This is a genomic window from Hymenobacter tenuis (assembly GCF_054780495.1).
Window position 1 is genome coordinate 126425 of the sequence record NZ_BAAGWF010000003.1, and the last position, 15923, is coordinate 142347.

Sequence of the window (15923 nt, forward strand, 5' to 3'; positions counted from 1 at the left end):
GAGGCAGGCGCTTTCTTGTTACTAGGGGCACTTCGGCAGATTTACATCATGCCTGCATGCTTCTTCGACATATCAAGGTGGTTGGCAACTACCGGCGTGGTTTTCGTGATGAACCCCTGCAGGTCAGCGTCCTGGGTCATCTTCTGATGAGCTGCCATGGTGTTCAAGGTTTTCTGGTGGTCAACTACCATCTGATCCATGAACTTCTTCTCGAACTCCTTGCCAGAAAGTTTGCGCATATCGGCCGCAATGGTCTTGTGCTCAGCGTCCATGTCAGTGGGCAGCGTCACACCCTTCTTCTGGGCAATAGCTTTCAAATCGGCTGTTGATTTAGTATGGTCGCGCACCATCATTTCGGCGTGCGTTTTGGCCATACCTGTTACCCCTTTTTCCAGCGCCAGCTTGCTAAGCTGAATTTCGTTCTGGTCGCTGTGGGCGGCTGACTTCATAAACTCAGCATCGTCTTTGTGTGGAGCCGTGGGGCCGTTTGGGTCGCCCATAGCCGCGCCGCCTGAAGCTGCCATAGCCGTATCGGGGGTGGCCATGCTGGCTGAGGCCGTGTCCATGGTAGCGTCAGCGGTAGCCGAGGTGGCATCCGTAGAGGCAGTATCGGTTTCGGTGGCAGAGTTGCTGCAGGCTCCCAGGCTCAGTAGGCCAATGCAGGAGACGGATAACAGAATGCGTTTCATAGTGAGAAGGATTGTAAGGTGAATGTGAGAGAGCGGAGACGAACGGGAGAAACTACTGAGCCGTAGAGTCGGCAGCCGCTGCCGAGTCGGCGTCGGCGGTTACGGTCGGACCAGCGTTGTTATCAATCACTATTGCATCAGCTTTTACGCCTCCATCGTCAGCGGCTTGGTCCATGTCGCTTACCGCTTCACCGGCCGTGCCATCGGTGCGTTTTTCAGCATTATTGCAGCTAGCCAGCATCAGGCCGGCACTCAGTACTAGAAAGGGAAGAAGGCGAGTTCTCATTCGGGTTTTGGAAAAGTGAAAAGTAGAGCGGAAAGTATTAGGGTTTGAGCTTGTCGCTCAGGTCGTCAAGGGCTTTGGTTTGGGTCTGAATCAGGGGCAGATACCGCGCGGCGTGCGCCCGGATGTCGCCATCGTAGGCATCATCGCGCAAATCATCGTACGCATCTTCGTCTTCAGCCAGAATCCGACCTAGCAGCTCCGTGTATTTCTGATCAAAAGCTGCTCCGTTCAGGGCCGTAAGCTCACCTATTTGCTGGGCTTGATCGGCGCCGAGGCCTGTTGGGAGCACTAGGTTCTTTTGTTGGGCCAAGTTTCTAAGCTCCTGTTGCAGCCCGTTGAATTGGGTTATGGCGTTTTGAGCGGCTAGGCGAACATCGGGGGAAGTAGCTTTGCGCTGAGCGAGCTGGCTGGTTTCCAGCAGCTGCATGTGGCGGCTGGCAGCGCCCACAACAAACTCCGCATCCTGAATCTGGCGCTTGGTGATGGCCTCATCGCCGATGCGCTTCTCATTTTGAAATTTAGCCTCCGCAACGGGGTCTTTGTTACTCTCGCCCGCCGAGCAAGCCGCCGCGAACGGAAGAAATAACACGGCACAAGTGCGCAAGGAAAATAGCATGAGGTCAGGCGGTTGGATCTTATAGCAGATATGTGAGGCTATACGCGCCCTGCTAGATGAGGTTCTGATTCAGTATTTTGAAAAAAGTTCCCTTCCCGAATTAAACTCTTCTTCAGGCTAGCCCTCTAACTGCCATACACCTCTCTGTCAACCCTCACACTTCCAACCATGACTACACGTACCCTGCGCACATTCAGCCTGATGGCCTTAGCTGCTGGCAGCCTGCTAGTAGGCGCCTGCGACAAAGCCACGGATCCGCAAGCTGCGCCCGACGTAGCGGTTTCAGCCGAAGATCAAAGCGTAGCTGAGGAGGAAAATGCCTTCCTGGCCGATGTAGTGGAGGCTGGCTCGCCTACCGATGCGGCGGTAACAGGCAGCCCCGCCGCCGAGCCTACTGATATGAGCCGAGTAGGGGGCACCTGCTTCACCCGTACGTATGATGCCGCCACTCGCACGCTCACGCTTGATTTTGGTGCTACCAACTGTGTAAGCCCCAATGGAGTGGCCCGCCGGGGCAAAATTGTAGCTGTGTTCAGCGGGCCTTATCGCCAAGTGGGGGCTAGGGTAACCATCACGCTGGTAAAGTATTACCGCAACGATAACCTGCACGCTGGCACCCGTACCATTACTGCCCTAGGTAACGGCTCCTGGACGCTAGAGGTGCAGAACGCCAGCGTAACAACTTCAGTAGGAACGCATTCCTGGACTTCGCAGCGAACCTACACCCGTACCGCAGGCTTTGGCACCCGCACTATTCAGGATGATACGTACAGCGTAACAGGCCAGGCCACTGGCACCAACCGCAAGGGCATAAGCTACACGGCCACTATTCAGCAGCCGCTTATCAAGAAGTTTCAGGCAAGTTGCGCCCGCACGTTTGTGGCCGGCACCGTGCAAGTGCTTACCTCGAATGAGAAAGAGCTGCTACTGAACTACGATCCAACGGGTACTCAAGCCTGCGACAACCTGGCTTCTATCACTATCAATGGGAACACGCGTACCATCCGTGTGGGGCGAGGGCTGTAGGTAGCAGCAGGGTTTACACAGAAAAGGCAGGTAGTGGTTTACTACCTGCCTTTTCTGTGTAAACCCTGTTATTCTGGTTTGGCTACTTGCGGAAGGAATGCTGGCCGACTACGGGTTTGCCAGGAAGGCTTCCGCCACCAGCAAATCTTCCGGCGTCGTGATTTTTAGGTTGCGGTAGTCGCCTTCCACCAAGTGTATGGGGTGCAGATCTTCTACCACGCTGGCATCATCTGTAAACGTAGTAAGCTCAGGTAGTTGATAGGCCCTGCGAAGCAGCTCCAGGTCAAAGCATTGGGGTGTTTGCACTAGTCGCAGCCGGGCCCGGTTCAGCGCATAGGAGCCTTGCTGGTTTAGGCCGCGCACCGAGTCTTTGGGTACTACGGCAGCTATAGCTGCGCCGTGGTTATGGGCCGCCTCGTAAGTAGCCTCAATAACGTGCAGCGGCGTAAGCGGCCGGACGCCGTCGTGTACGGCTACTACGCCGGCCGTATGCCCTGCAAGATGCAGCAGCCCGTTCCGGACCGAAGCCCACCGCGTTGCACCCCCCGTGACTAGGGCATGCGGAAAGGTTACCTCATGCTTCTGGCAGAGCTGTTGCCAGGTTTCTACCTGGTCAGAGGGTAGTACTACCACGCATTCCTGCACACCCAGGCTGGCATCGGCAAATTTTCGGAGGGTGTGCACCAACACCGGCTCGCCGGCCAGGGGCAGAAACTGCTTGGGCCGATCGGCACCCATGCGCGTACCGCTGCCGCCAGCTACCAAAATTGCAAAGCGAGGGTAAGTAGAAGTTGGCATACGGGCAAGGGGCTAGGTAGAGCGCAAAAGTAAGGCCCGGTCGCTATATGCAACCGGGCCTTCTTGTTACTAGCTTCTGAAAAAGCGGCAGGCCGCCATTTTCTGTTTGCTAGGTCTCTGATACTAGAGAATCAGCATGGCATCGCCGTAGCTGAAGAACTTATATTTCTCCTTAATAGCCAGCTGATACGCTTCAATCAGCAACTCATGGCCAGCAAAGGCCGAGGCCATCATCATCAGGGTGCTCTCCGGTGTGTGGAAGTTGGTGAGCAGGGCGTTAGAGATTTTGAACTCGTAGGGAGGGAAGATAAACTTATCGGTCCAGCCCTCAGTGGCTTTCAGGCGAGCATGCGCCGAAACCGACGACTCCATGGCGCGCATAGAGGTAGTACCGATGGCACACACGCGCTTTTTGGCATCCAGGGCGCGGTTCACAATCTTGGCCGTTTCTGCGGGCACAACAAAGTTTTCCGAGTCCATCTTGTGCTTGGTCAGGTCTTCCACATCTACAGGGCGGAAGGTACCTAGGCCAACATGCAACGTTATCGGAGTTACATCTACGCCTTTGATTTCCAGGCGCTTCATCACCTCGCGGGTAAAGTGCAGGCCGGCCGAAGGGGCAGCCACAGCACCCGTATGTTTGGCATAGATGGTCTGGTAACGCTCCTTATCGGCTGCCTCAGTCTCGCGAGGAATAAACTCCTTTGGAATCGGGGTTTCGCCGAGGTCGTGCAGGGCTTTATAGAACTCCTCGTCGGAGCCATCAAACAAGAACTTGATGGTGCGGCCGCGCGACGTGGTGTTGTCGATTACCTCCGCTACCATATCCGACTCGCCGAAGTACAGCTTGTTGCCCACCCGAATCTTACGGGCCGGATCAACGAGTACATCCCAGAGGTGAATTTCCTTATTCAGCTCGCGGAGCAGAAATACTTCAATCTGGGCTCCGGTTTTCTCCTTGTTACCGTAGAGGCGCGCGGGAAATACTTTGGTATCGTTGACTACAAAAACGTCGCCTTCCCCAAAATACTCAATGATATCCTTGAACACGCGGTGCTCAATCTTACCACTGTCGCGGTGCAGCACCATCAAGCGCGATTCGTCGCGGTTCTTGGCGGGGTGCTGTGCCAGCAGGCCTTCGGGCAAGTCAAATTTGAACTCAGAAAGTTTCATGGGCTGGACAAGGCAATAGGAGGGGAACCTAAGGAAAAAATCGAAGTGCAAAAGTACGTACTTACCACGGATAAATCGTTACTTTTCGCCCGAAATCTGGTTATCGCCCACGTTACGCCCCTTCGCCGAACCTCCTTCCTATGAAAGCTATACGCCTTACGCTGGAGAGTTTCCGTTTTGCGTGGCAAGCCCTGAAAGCCAACCTGCTTCGTACTATTCTCTCGCTGCTGGGCGTAACGGTAGGTATCTTCGCCATCATTGCCGTCTTCACCGTCGTCGATTCGTTGGAAGCCAATGTGCGCCAAAGCATGAGTTTCGTGGGCGACAAGGTGATTTACGTGATGAAGATGCCTTGGACTTTCGACCAGCCTGACTACCCGTGGTGGAAATACTTTGGCCGCCCCGTGCCTACGGTGCGGGAGTATAACGCCCTGCGCAAGTCCTTGAGTGATAATAATAAAGGGGTGGCTGTATTTGCCAGCAGCGGCGGTAATACATTGCGGGCCGGCAACAACAGCATTGAAAGCGTGGCCTTACAGGGCGTGAGCTACGATTTCCGGAATGTCTCGGAATTGCCTATTGCCGAGGGCCGATATTTTACAGCGCAGGAGGTGGAGGCGGCCCGCAACGTAGCCATCATCGGGGCTGATATTGCCACCAGCTTGTTCCCGAATGGCTCAGCTCTGGGCCGCGAGTTTAAAGCCAAAGGCCAGCGGTTCATGGTCATTGGCGTAGTGCAGAAGGAAGGCAAAAAGCTAATTGATACCCCTAGCAACGACAACAACGTGGTAATTCCGTTCGGGGCGTTTACCCGCATGTTCACCCTCACTACCGGCAATGGCTTTGGCATCACGCCTACCATTGCCGTGAAAGGTCGGGAAGAAGATACTGGGCTGCTGGACCTGGAATATGAAATGCGCGGCCTGATGCGCAACATCCGCAGCCTGCGGCCCCGCGAAGAAGACAACTTTGCCCTGAACCGCCCCGAAATGTTTGCTAACATGATCGGGAAGCTGTTCTCGGTTATTGGGGTAGCAGGAGCCGTCATTGGCTCGTTTGCGATGCTAGTAGGCGGCTTCGGTATTGCCAACATCATGTTCGTGTCGGTGAAGGAGCGCACCAACATCATCGGCATTCAGAAGTCATTAGGAGCCAAGAACTACTTTATCCTGTTCCAGTTTCTGTTTGAGGCGGTGTTCCTGTGCCTGTTGGGCGGAGCAGCTGGCATTTTCTTGGTGTGGCTGATTACCCTGATTCCGCAGGAATCTCTGCCGCTGCTGCTCTCGTGGAGCAATATCACCCTAGGCCTCACCGTGTCCGTCGTGATTGGGGTGCTAGCCGGCATTATTCCGGCAGTAATGGCCGCCAACCTCGACCCCGTTATTGCCATACGGGCTCAGTAAAAGGAACAGAGAAATCTTACTAGGGTGGCTTGGCCGGCCAAGCCACCCTAGTAAGATTTCTTAGCGTAATGTTAACAAATTGTTAACTTGCCGGTCACTACCTTGGGTCGCCTTCCTTCCGTGAGGCGGCTTTCTTTTTGCCCTTTTCTTAATTTTTTACCTGGGGCGGATCATTCCCACCTGGCCGAAGCCTGCGGGCCCGTCGGCTATCCGCGTCCAAATTTTAGCGTAGCTTTTATGTCAAAGCTTAAAAAAACCAGTCGGACTAAAGTAGCTGATGAAGTACTGAATGCTGGCAGCGGCCAGACCATCGTTCAGCCCAATATCAACGACAATAAGGTTAAGACCATCAGTGATATCCGCGAGCAAACGCACGGCCAGCGGACCGTGCAGGTAGACGACGAGCAGCGCATTCGCAAAGCCTTCGTTGATAAGGACTGGAACGAAATCAAGATTGCCGACTCTTGGCAGATCTTCAAGGTGATGGCCGAGTTCGTGGAAGGCTTTGAGAAGATGAGCAAAATTGGGCCTTGCGTGTCCATCTTCGGTTCGGCTCGTACCAAGCCCGACAACCCGTACTACCAGATGGCCGAGGAAATTGCGGCTAAGCTGGTGCGACATGGCTACGGTGTAATTACGGGTGGTGGCCCCGGCATCATGGAGGCCGGCAACAAAGGTGCGCACTCCGAAGGCGGCCGTTCGGTGGGCCTCAACATTGAGCTTCCCTTCGAGCAGTTCAACAACATCTACATCGACCCCGATAAAATCATCAACTTCGACTACTTCTTTGTGCGGAAGGTGATGTTTGTAAAGTACGCGCAGGGATTCATTGGCATGCCCGGCGGCTTTGGCACACTCGATGAGCTGTTTGAAGCAATTACCCTGATTCAGACCAAGAAAATCGGCCGTTTCCCTATCGTGTTGGTAGGCACGCGCTACTGGCAGGGCATGTTCGACTGGATTCAGCAAGTGATGCTGGAAGACGAAAAGAACATTTCGCCGGAGGATATGAACCTGGTGCAGCTAGTAGACGACGCAGAATCGGCGGTGAAAATCATCGACGAATTCTATAGCCGCTATTTGCTCTCGCCAAACTTCTAAATCATAGCTGGAAAGGTTGCTCAACGTGTAGTTTACTAGCCTGCTGTGAGTGACAAACCGGTCTGATCTTAAAAAGCCGCTCTGCTAGGAGCGGCTTTTTTCGTGTTTATTTGTTGCATACCTGTCCCGTTCGCCAAGAAGTTGCCTTACTCCGTGCCATCTGCAGAACCCAACTCCGTGCAGGAAACTTATGACTACCTCATTGTAGGAGGCGGGGCGGCCGGTCTGAGCCTAGCTTACCACATCAGCCAGGAGCCTCGATTGGCCCAGAAACGGGTGCTCGTACTGGAGCCTGAAGTCAAAGATCAGAATGACCGCACGTGGTCGTTCTGGGCCGATGAGCCGATGCTCTTTGACGGCATTGTGGCCCACGAGTGGCAGCGGCTGGCTTTCCGCGGCCCGGAGTTTGAGCGGGTATTTGACCTAGCGCGTCACCGCTACAAAATGATTCGGGGGCTGGATTTTTACCAGTTTGTACGGGGCGCGCTGGCTGATAACCCACAGTTTACCTGGCGTCAGACTAGGGTCGATTCATTGACAAACCTGCCAGATGGCGCGCGGGCTACTACCCCTGTCGGGAAGTTCAGGGCCCGGTTTGCTTTTGATAGTAGGCCGCCACACCTAGCCAAGCTGAAGCAGCCCGCCAAACATCGGTATCTGCTGCAGCACTTTGTAGGGTGGGAGGTGGCCACAGAGCAGGATGTGTTCGACCCCGCTACGGTAGAGTTTATGGACTTCCGCGGCGCCCAGCACCAGGAGGCGCGTTTTATGTACGTGCTACCCTTTAGCCCGCGCCGAGCCCTAGTAGAATACACGTTGTTTTCGGCGGAAGTCTTGCCCAAAGAAGCCTACGAGGCAGAAATTCGGAAGTACCTAAAGCAGCTCGGAGTGGAATCTTTCCGCATTGAGACCGAAGAAGTAGGCGCCATCCCGATGACGGACCATCCGTTGCCCGGCCGCGACGGCGCGCATATCTTCAACCTAGGAACGCGCGCCGGCCGCGCCAAAGCCAGCACCGGCTACGCCTTCAAGCGGATTCAGGAGCACTCAGCCCGGCTGGTTGCCAGCTTGGCCGCTACCGGCCAGCCTCCACAGAACCCCACCGGCGACCAGTGGCAGTTTCAGTTGTTCGATACGTTGCTGCTGGATATTATGCAGCGCCAAGGAGAGCGTACGCGCACTATCTTCTCGGAGCTTTTCCGGAATAATCCAGTGGAGCGCATCTTTGATTTCCTCGACGAGCGGACCTCACCCTGGGAAAACTTCCAGATTATGAACTCTGTGACGCCGTGGCCCTTTCTGCAATCCATCTGGCACGTACTGCGCCGAAAACCTGGGCAACGGCAAGCGTAACCAGCTGGTTATAGTAGGTTTGATGCGCTAGCGGCCCTAGGCCGCTACCATGTACATACGAGGCAGGCTACCTTCTCTGTACTAGGCTTTCTTCACTTTCTAAGTATTCTCGGGCTGCCCGGACCGATGCCTCCGTCAGTGGCTCCAAAATAGGGGAGGGTGCCGAGAGGTTGAGCAGATAGCCACTCAGGGCCGGCAGGTTTTCCAGGTCGTGCGTGATGCACAGAATCGTTTTTTGCTGCTCCCGCACCCACGCGTGAAGCAAGTCGAATACGCGCCGCCGGTAATACACGTCTAGCTGCTGGGTTGGCTCATCTAAGAGGTAAAGCGCGGCATCCTGCAAACTGAGCTGGGCCAGCCACACCAATTGCTGCTCGCCGCCGGAAAGCAGCGTAAAATCTCGGTTAGCGAGGTGGGCCGCTCCTACCTGAGCCAAGGCCGCCTCCGCGAGTGCATAATCCTCGGCGGAGTAGGCGCCTAATAAACGGTGGTGTCGAAATCGGCCCATCACAACCAACTCCCGGACCGGCAACGAAAACTCTACGCTACCGCGCTGGGGCAAATGCGCTAGCAGGCCGCTGGCCGCTGGGCGCTTAATAGTGCGCAAGTCTTGGCCTTGCACCAGCACGGTTCCTTGGTACGGAATCTGGCCGGTCAGGGCCCGAAGCAAGGTTGTTTTGCCGCAGCCGTTATGGCCTACCACGGCTACAAAAGCAGGCTTAGGTACCGTAAAACACAAATTGCGGAGCAGGACGCGCTGTCCATACCCCGCAATTAGGTGTTCAATATGCAGAACAGAATTGCCAGTTGCTAGGTGCCCGTTGTCAGTGGAACCAGTGAGTGTGTTCATCTATACCGGCAACAGATAACGGGCAACTGGTAACTCACTTAGTATTCGTCCTCGTTGAACATGAAGTCCTCTTTGGTCGGATAATCCGGCCATACTTCTTCAATGTTTTCGTAGGGCTGACCATCGTCTTCCAGAGCCTGAAGGTTTTCTACCACTTCCATCGGGGCACCCGAGCGGATAGAGTAATCGATGAGCTCATCCTTGGTGGCAGGCCAGGGTGCGTCTTCCAGGTACGAAGCAAGTTCCAGGGTCCAGTACATAGTCGTGTGTGCTACTAAAAAGTGGTCAAAAAGGTAAATCTCGTCAGCAAAAACCTAGCCGTCGGTGGGGGCATGACACCATTACCGACTCAGGGTTGCTTTTCGCTGTCGACAACGTAAAATAGTGGGTAAAGTTGGCTTAGCTAGTCAGGCGTTGCTCAAACATGGCAATCAAATCCTTCTTGGTTCTGATTTTTCGATCGAATGCTTTGATTTTGCCCTGCAACATGGTCCGGAAGGCTTCGTTGCCCGGCGAGTCGTTGAGTTTGCCCAGGTTTTCTTCCAGTACTTCCTGCTCCTGTTTGTCTGACTTGATAAAGTCGCGCAGGGCCTGGATGCGTACTGTGGCTTGGTCACGGGGCGAGCTGACATCAGGGCCAGCCGGCAGACGCTTGCGGATGTAGTGCTCTAAGGCGCTCATCTCAAACACCTTATCGCAGGCCAGGATAAACTGCTCCCACACCCGGTCCGATTCCTCGCCGCGTACGGGGCCTACCTTTTTCCAGGCTGCTTGTAGCTCCTTGGCCCGCGCTACGGCCTGCGACATGGGCTGGCTGAGCAGGGCCTGCGCCTCGGCTACTAGGGCGCGCTTACGGCTCAAGTTGTCCTCACCGGCCGATGACATAGCCGGCTCCGTGCGCTTGCTTTCAATGTGCACCTTCAGGCGCTCAAAGAAGTGGTTGTGGGCGGCCCGGAAGCGCGTCCAGAGGTCGTTGGCCTGCTTGCGGGGCAGCGTACCATCTATTTCTTTCCAAGCCTGCTGCAGCTGCTTGAGCTTGCGGGTCGTCTCTTCAAACTCAGTGGAGTTTTGTAGAGCCTCCGACTTGTGAATCAGGTCTTTGTACTGGTCGTAGACTCGGTTGGTCATGGCCTTCTTCTCGGCCAAGAAATCCTTTTTACGGGCGAAGAAGGCATCTACGGCGGCCTGAAAGCGCACTTCCAGCTCGTCGGTGAGGTGCTTTTCTACGGGGCCAGTCTTGATCCAGCCCTGGCGCAGGTCCTTGAGCTTGTCGCTGCCACCCTGCCAGTCAATGGTGTCGTGCAGGGCCTCCGCCTCCTGAATCAGGCTGATTTTGGTAGCGAGGTTTTTCTCGCGGTTGCGGTTAATGGTAACTTTAATGGACTCCTCGGCTTCCGTGAGCCGGTTGTATAGGCTCTCAAAGTCGCCAAGGGCATCATAGCTGGCTACCTGCTCCTTCAGGTGCAGGGCCTTCATAAGGAAAGAGCCTTTGTTGTCCGACTCCTCAATTTTCTGGAGCAGGTCCTCTACTTTGGAGCGAAACAGATTGAAGCGTTGGGCAAAATAAATCAGCGAAGCATCAGCAGATTCTTTGACCTGGCCAACTTGACGGGCGGGCAGGTCTAATAGCGGGCTAAGCCACACCTGGTCGCCCTCAATGTAGCCATAACGGCGGGCTTCGGCCAGCAAGTGGTCTTGTTCTTCCATAATCAGATAGCGGGGAGCGAATAGGTGGAAAGGTCGAGGTTCAGGCCAAAAATATGAACAAGTTTACGGGTTGTTGACTAATTCTTCTGCCCGGCCCAGGCTTCGGAATGTTTGCTGGAGCTGCCTACCTTTGGCATTCCGGCCCACAACGCAGGTTTACTAGCGCCGGTGCCCAGGTAGTTACTCAGTGGGAGGAGCTACGAACGGACAGCCAGCGCGGTTATTATGTATGTATTCAAAAAGCAGAATAAACCACGTTTGGCCCGTTCTGCCCGTACGGCCCGCTGCCGTATGATACCGCAAAATAGAAACCTGCGCCGAACTCACAAGCTTGCCGGCGGTTTGAGCGCCCCGGCACCCTAGTACATGTACCTTCACGGCCCTAGGCCCTTCACGTTTCCGAACTCTCTGTATGAGCGACCAACCCACCATTATTTTCTCGATGGCGGGGGTGACGAAAGTTTATCCTCCGCAAAAGCAGGTTCTTAAAAACATTTACCTCTCGTTTTTCTACGGGGCAAAAATCGGCGTACTCGGTCTGAACGGCTCGGGTAAGTCGTCGCTCCTGAAGATTATTGCCGGGGTTGATAAGCAGATTCAGGGCGACGTAGTATGGTCGCCGGGTTACTCCGTGGGCTACTTAGAGCAGGAGCCGCACCTTGATGCCACCAAGACCGTGCTGGAAGTAGTGCAGGAAGGCGTGGCCGAAACTGTAGCGCTGCTCAAGGAATTCGACGAAATCAACGAAGCCTTCGGGGCCGAAGACGCCGACTTCGATAAGCTACTGGAGCGCCAAGGCACTGTGCAGGAGCGCCTCGACCAGCTCGACGCCTGGAACCTCGACAGCAAGCTGGAACGCGCCATGGATGCCCTGCGCACGCCCGCCCCGGATGCCATCATTGGCAACCTCTCGGGTGGTGAGAAGCGTCGCGTAGCCCTCTGCCGCCTGCTGCTGCAAGAGCCCGATGTGTTGCTGCTCGACGAACCCACCAACCACTTGGATGCGGAAAGTGTGCTGTGGCTGGAGCAGCACCTGCAGCAATACAAAGGCACCGTTATAGCTGTAACCCACGACCGGTACTTCCTCGATAACGTGGCCGGCTGGATTCTGGAGCTTGACCGGGGCGAAGGCATTCCGTGGAAGGGCAACTACTCCTCGTGGCTGGAGCAGAAATCAAACCGCTTGGCCCAGGAAGAGAAAACCGAGAGCAAGCGTCAGAAAACCCTGCAGCGCGAGCTGGAGTGGGTGCGCATGGCCCCGAAAGCGCGCCAAGCTAAGAGCAAGGCCCGCCTTGCCGGCTACGATAAGATGGTGAACGAGGACTCGAAGGAGAAAGAGCAGAAGCTGGAGCTGTTCATTCCCGACGGGCCGCGCCTAGGCTCCCAGGTGATTGAAGCCGAAGGGCTGACCAAAGCCTTCGGCGACAAACTCCTGTTTGAGAACCTCTCGTTCAACCTGCCACAGGGCGGCATTGTGGGTATTATTGGGCCGAACGGCGCGGGTAAAACCACCTTGTTCCGCCTCATCACGGGCCAAATGCAGCCCGATGCGGGCACGTTTGTAGTGGGCCCCACGGTGCAAACCGCCTACGTTGATCAGCAGCACGACACGCTGGATCCCAACAAAACGGTGTTCGAAACCATTTCGGGTGGCACGGAAACCATGTTGCTGGCGGGCCGCCAGGTGAACTCACGCGCTTTCGTGAGCAACTTCAACTTCCGCGGCGGCGACCAGGAAAAGAAAGTGGGCTCGCTCTCGGGCGGGGAGCGCAACCGCGTGCACCTCGCTACTACCCTTAAGCAAGGCGCCAACCTGCTGCTGCTCGACGAACCCACCAACGATCTGGACGTGAATGCCATCCGGGCGCTGGAAGATGCCTTGGAGAACTTTGCGGGCTGCGCCGTGATCATCAGTCACGACCGGTGGTTCCTCGACCGCCTGGCCACGCACATTCTGGCTTTTGAGGGCGACTCGCAGGTAGTATGGTTCGAAGGCAACTTCACCGACTACGAAGAAGCCAAGCGCAAACGCCTCGGCGACGTGGAGCCCAAGCGCGTGCGCTACCGCAGCCTGGGGTAATTCCCTAGGTAGTATTACCGCTTAAGCCGACAGCCTTCCTTATCCACAGATAGGGAAGGCTGTCGTGTTGTAAAGCCGCACCGATGCTGGCTGCCGGCTTAATGTGGCATGTGGCTGATTTTGGCTTCGTCAAGGTCCAGTTGGGCTTCTTGGTGGCGGAGCATTTCTTCCTCGAATACGTCTTCGCGGCGCAGCACAAACAGTTCCTCGCGCTGCACGCGCAGCACATCCAGCAATACTTGGTGGTAGCGCTGCAGCGCCAACCGCTTCGATTCGTCGTAGTCCAGCGCTTCCAGCAGGTTTTCGGTGCGTTGGGCTTCCGCGTGCATGCGCTGCTGCAGGGCTCTAATGAGCTCATTTTCCTGAATATCGGGGAGATAGTGCTGGCCCATATGGTCCAGGGCCACTTGGCGCAAACGAAGCCGAATGCCTGCCTCCTGCGCATCGGTGGGCATGCGTTCTTCAATATGTGCCACACCGGTAAAGCGAATGAGTGCTGGCAGCGTGAGGCCCTGAAACACCAGCGTAACCAAAATCACGACGAAGGTGATAAACAGAATCAGGTTACGCTGCGGAAACTCCTGCCCGTTGGCCAATAGCAGCGGCACTGAAAGCGCCGACGCCAACGACACTACCCCGCGCATACCCGCCCAACCGATAATCAGGGGGCCTTGCCAGCCGGGGCTGGTTTCAGAAGTGCGGATGGTACGACTTAGCCAGCGGGGCACAAACGCGGCCGGAAACATCCACAACAACCGGATCAGGATAACAATGACGCTGATAATGAGGCCGTACATAATAGCCTGCCGGAGCGAATACGAGCCCAACCCCTCTACCGCCACGGGCAGCTCCAGCCCAATCAGGATAAAGACCAGGCCATTCAGCGCAAACCCAACGCTAGCCCACACACTGTTAGCTTGCAGACGCGTATCGGCATCAAATACCCGATGCGACCGAAACGAGAGTAGCAGCCCGCCACTAACCACGGCCAGCACCCCCGAGAAGTGAAATTCTTCAGCCAGCAGGTACATCACGTAGGGCGCAAGGAAGGTAAGCACCGTGTTGATGCTAGGGGTGGTGGGGAGGTAACGGTGAATGAGGTAGAAAAAATGCGCGACTACCAAGCCCACCACTAGCCCCATAAAACTCACCAACACGAAGCTGGAAGCAGCCTGTTGCAGCGTAAACGTGCCAGATATCACGGCTGCCAGCGCAAACCGAAACACGATAAGGCTGCTGGCGTCATTGATCAGGCTTTCCCCTTCCAGAATGCTGGTTACCCGGCGCGGCACTTTCACGCCCTTCAGCACCGAGGTAGCGGCCACAGCATCAGGGGGCGAGATAATACCGCCCAGCAGAAAGCCCAGCGGTAGAGTGAACCCCGGAATCATGGCTCTGGACACGTAGGCCACGATGGTAGAAGTGAAAAACACCAGCCCGAAGGCCAGCAACCCAATAGGTCGCTTCCAGCGCCAGAAGTCTTGCCATGAGGTTTCCCAGGCCGCTTGGTACAATAAGGGTGGCAGGAAAATCAGAAAAATAAGGTCCGGATCAATACTGATGGCAGGCAAACCCGGCACGAAACCCAGGGCCAAACCAGCCAGCACCAGAAAAATAGGATAAGAAATTCGCAGCTTCTGGCCCAGCATCACGAGCAGCAGCATGGCAAACAGCAACCCCAGAACCAGCAGAATATTCTCGTGTAACGTGGTGTCGTGCATCAGAAGAGAAAAAACTAAAAGCGGGCTGCCCGCGGCAGGAATCAGTAATGGAATGGCTGGCTCCACGGGCCTGGCCGCGGCTTCCGGCAAATTCAGAAGGCTGGCCGGGTGGAGCAACAGTTGCGGCAAATAGTAGCCTAGGCACAAGAATACCAAAAGCTCCGCTGTGAAGCACGCTACCCGGGTTTTCTGCTCCTTCGCCCAGCAGAATAGGGCGTTGGTTGCGAAAGATGGCCCGTTGGCCTAGTAAACCAGCATCGCGCCTATTTCACTCTGTACCTTTGACTTAATAAAGAATTAGCGCGAGTGGGTCCTATGGAAAGGAAGGCGCTCACCGCGAAGTATTGACCACCGGCAAAAGGAGTAGGGTGGATGAATGAAATTTGCCGGTCAATGCGACGGAAAAAGCCGCTGCCTCAGGCAGCGGCTTTTTTATTGGGCCACTTTAAGCTCGGGTAGGGGCTAGTAGTATTCGTCAAGTCGTTACCCACCCTTCGCGCACGGCCTGTACTGCCAGACCAACCAGCGTTCTGGCTCCCGCTTTCTGAAGCAACGCCCGCCGATGACTTTCCACGGTACGCACGCTTAGGCACAGCTGATCAGCTATTTCCTGGTTGCAATAATCATGTACTACCAACCGCAGCACCTCCAGCTCACGGCGGCTAAAGGGTGTAGGTGGAGCTAGCGTCCGGTGAGGCAGCATGGGCTGCCCAGCAGTTGCGGAGGAAGCATGAAGCAAGTAACTCTGAAACAGGGAAAGTACAGTGGCCGGCGCGGCGTGGTGGGGCAAGCAGGTGTGCGTATCCCGGTCGGCCAGAAACTGTCGCAGGCTGGTAGAAAGGCGGTTTCCGGTGAGTAGCACCACGGGCTGGCCGCTGCGAATTGTATATAGCGACTCCAGAAACGGCAGCAGCGGCTCCGTGGGCAAAGCGCAATCGAGAACAAGTACCGCGTACGCATGCTGGTAGAGCATCCGGGGTAGCTCGGCTGCATCTAGCTGAAGCGTAATAGGTAAGTCCGGCCACGCGTCGTGGAGGGTAGCCAATAGCCCCTGGCGGTGTAATGACGGGGAGGCAACTAACAATACGGCTGTAGGATAGGCACACATAGGCTGTTGCGT

At 55.7% G+C, this 15923-nt stretch carries 15 protein-coding genes; 5 read left to right on the forward strand and 10 right to left on the reverse strand.

The window, feature by feature from the left end; all coding sequences use genetic code 11:
* Nucleotides 1–41 precede the first annotated feature (41 nt).
* Genes ACYVGU_RS12030 through ACYVGU_RS12040 form a run of 3 tightly spaced genes read right to left on the reverse strand, consistent with a single transcriptional unit; the run spans nucleotide 42 to nucleotide 1564 of the window.
* Entirely contained in the window at nucleotides 42–689 is a 648-nt protein-coding gene (locus ACYVGU_RS12030; RefSeq protein ID WP_460614891.1) for a DUF4142 domain-containing protein, read from the reverse strand.
* Nucleotides 690–741: 52 nt separating this feature from the next.
* A complete protein-coding gene (locus ACYVGU_RS12035; protein WP_460622298.1) occupies nucleotides 742–975 on the reverse strand; it encodes a hypothetical protein in 234 nt (77 codons plus the stop codon).
* Between the two features lie 37 nt (nucleotides 976–1012).
* Nucleotides 1013–1564, reverse strand: coding sequence for a DUF4142 domain-containing protein (locus ACYVGU_RS12040; protein ID WP_460622300.1), 552 nt, complete (start codon nucleotides 1562–1564; stop codon nucleotides 1013–1015).
* 195 nt (nucleotides 1565–1759) lie between these two features.
* Between ACYVGU_RS12040 and ACYVGU_RS12045 the strand changes: the two genes are divergently transcribed.
* Complete coding sequence (locus tag ACYVGU_RS12045; protein ID WP_460622302.1) at nucleotides 1760–2617, forward strand: hypothetical protein; 858 nt, start codon at nucleotides 1760–1762, stop codon at nucleotides 2615–2617.
* Between the two features lie 108 nt (nucleotides 2618–2725).
* Here ACYVGU_RS12045 and ACYVGU_RS12050 read toward each other — a convergent pair whose 3' ends face one another.
* Both ACYVGU_RS12050 and queA read right to left on the reverse strand, forming a co-directional pair.
* Nucleotides 2726–3415: a 2-C-methyl-D-erythritol 4-phosphate cytidylyltransferase gene (locus ACYVGU_RS12050; protein ID WP_460622303.1), complete on the reverse strand. Its 690-nt coding sequence runs from the start codon at nucleotides 3413–3415 to the stop codon at nucleotides 2726–2728.
* A gap of 123 nt (nucleotides 3416–3538) precedes the next feature.
* On the reverse strand, nucleotides 3539–4588 hold the full coding sequence (queA, locus tag ACYVGU_RS12055; protein ID WP_460614896.1) for an S-adenosylmethionine:tRNA ribosyltransferase-isomerase: 1050 nt from the start codon (nucleotides 4586–4588) through the stop codon (nucleotides 3539–3541).
* 140 nt (nucleotides 4589–4728) lie between these two features.
* Here queA and ACYVGU_RS12060 point away from each other — a divergent pair, with 140 nt between their 5' ends.
* From ACYVGU_RS12060 to ACYVGU_RS12070, 3 genes are all read left to right on the forward strand, one after another.
* The gene (locus ACYVGU_RS12060) at nucleotides 4729–5991 is read left to right on the forward strand and encodes an ABC transporter permease (protein ID WP_460622304.1); all 1263 of its coding nucleotides are present in this window, start codon (nucleotides 4729–4731) and stop codon (nucleotides 5989–5991) included.
* A 237-nt stretch (nucleotides 5992–6228) separates the two neighbouring features.
* Nucleotides 6229–7092, forward strand: a complete 864-nt coding sequence (locus ACYVGU_RS12065) for an LOG family protein (protein WP_460614898.1) — start codon at nucleotides 6229–6231, stop codon at nucleotides 7090–7092.
* Nucleotides 7093–7245: 153 nt separating this feature from the next.
* On the forward strand, nucleotides 7246–8445 hold the full coding sequence (locus ACYVGU_RS12070; protein WP_460622305.1) for a lycopene cyclase family protein: 1200 nt from the start codon (nucleotides 7246–7248) through the stop codon (nucleotides 8443–8445).
* Nucleotides 8446–8512: 67 nt separating this feature from the next.
* Here the strand turns inward: ACYVGU_RS12070 and ACYVGU_RS12075 are convergent, their stop codons facing one another.
* From ACYVGU_RS12075 to ACYVGU_RS12085, 3 genes are all read right to left on the reverse strand, one after another.
* Nucleotides 8513–9295 carry an ABC transporter ATP-binding protein gene (locus ACYVGU_RS12075; RefSeq protein WP_460622306.1) on the reverse strand — a complete coding sequence of 261 codons (783 nt, stop codon included), beginning with the start codon at nucleotides 9293–9295 and terminating at the stop codon, nucleotides 8513–8515.
* A 38-nt stretch (nucleotides 9296–9333) separates the two neighbouring features.
* Nucleotides 9334–9555 (reverse strand): DUF2795 domain-containing protein, encoded by a 222-nt coding sequence (locus ACYVGU_RS12080; RefSeq protein ID WP_019948259.1) that lies wholly within the window; start codon nucleotides 9553–9555, stop codon nucleotides 9334–9336.
* Between the two features lie 139 nt (nucleotides 9556–9694).
* Nucleotides 9695–11002 carry a DUF349 domain-containing protein gene (locus ACYVGU_RS12085; protein WP_460622308.1) on the reverse strand — a complete coding sequence of 436 codons (1308 nt, stop codon included), beginning with the start codon at nucleotides 11000–11002 and terminating at the stop codon, nucleotides 9695–9697.
* Nucleotides 11003–11414: 412 nt separating this feature from the next.
* Here ACYVGU_RS12085 and ettA point away from each other — a divergent pair, with 412 nt between their 5' ends.
* Complete coding sequence (ettA, locus tag ACYVGU_RS12090; protein WP_460614902.1) at nucleotides 11415–13082, forward strand: ABC transporter ATP-binding protein; 1668 nt, start codon at nucleotides 11415–11417, stop codon at nucleotides 13080–13082.
* Between the two features lie 98 nt (nucleotides 13083–13180).
* Here the strand turns inward: ettA and ACYVGU_RS12095 are convergent, their stop codons facing one another.
* Both ACYVGU_RS12095 and ACYVGU_RS12100 read right to left on the reverse strand, forming a co-directional pair.
* Nucleotides 13181–14803 carry a cation:proton antiporter gene (locus ACYVGU_RS12095; RefSeq protein WP_460614903.1) on the reverse strand — a complete coding sequence of 541 codons (1623 nt, stop codon included), beginning with the start codon at nucleotides 14801–14803 and terminating at the stop codon, nucleotides 13181–13183.
* 475 nt (nucleotides 14804–15278) lie between these two features.
* Nucleotides 15279–15887: a helix-turn-helix transcriptional regulator gene (locus tag ACYVGU_RS12100; protein WP_460622309.1), complete on the reverse strand. Its 609-nt coding sequence runs from the start codon at nucleotides 15885–15887 to the stop codon at nucleotides 15279–15281.
* Nucleotides 15888–15923 lie beyond the last annotated feature (36 nt).